This is a genomic window from uncultured Marivita sp. (genome assembly GCF_947488135.1).
GTDB lineage: Bacteria > Pseudomonadota > Alphaproteobacteria > Rhodobacterales > Rhodobacteraceae > Marivita.
Genome location: NZ_CANKYW010000035.1, coordinates 1 through 661 on the forward strand (window position 1 = coordinate 1; position 661 = coordinate 661).

1 pseudogene is annotated in these 661 nt (G+C 56.9%); it reads right to left on the minus strand.

Features of this window, described 5'->3' with window-relative positions:
• Positions 1–94 precede the first annotated feature (94 nt).
• A pseudogene (locus Q1B16_RS22305) lies at positions 95–528 on the minus strand (transposase); the annotation flags it as partial.
• Positions 529–661: the final 133 nt, after the last annotated feature.

A 661-nucleotide genomic window follows, 5' to 3' on the forward strand; every position in this document is an offset into this window, starting at 1 on the left:
CTTCTTCGAACTCACAACTATCCCTCCTGAATTTTCCAGTTTCAGGATAGTTGCGCCACACAAAGTGAGGCAGAGCCCCTAATCGAGCTCTGCCTCAATCTGTGTGGCGGAATGGAAGCATTCTCGCCCGCAATAATTCTGGACCAGCCCGACCGTACATGGCGCGTCTGCGGGTCTTCAGGCGGTTGATCTGACCGTCCGCCTAGCCGTTGCTCCATGGCATTTTGATAGCGTTTTTGACGGCATCGTAGTCCCGGTTCAAGGCAAGGGCGAAGCGCACGATGGACGCCAGGTTTGTATCGATCGCGTCACAGGTCCATGCAGGGAGCGGGTCTGCTTGCGGACCGGGCATGATACCGTTGAACTGCATGGCGAGGTTGCGCTTCGTTGCGAAAGCGGGAGAGCTGGTCTTGAGGGCGTTGACTTTCCGCGCCTGATCCGGGTGAGCTTTCCGCGGGGTTTGATGCACAGCGCGGCCGCGATGACTGGGGAAATCACGTGTCCAGTTTCCGGATCCCGAACCGGCTCCAAGATTTTGTACTCTACCTTGGGATCGCTCGCTTGCTGTTCGGCTCTTGTCGCGTGGGAGTGGAAAAGTTCTGGGGTTTCAGATCGAGAGCGACCTAGTCTCCTGCTGTCACGACAGGAGAGTTAACGATGA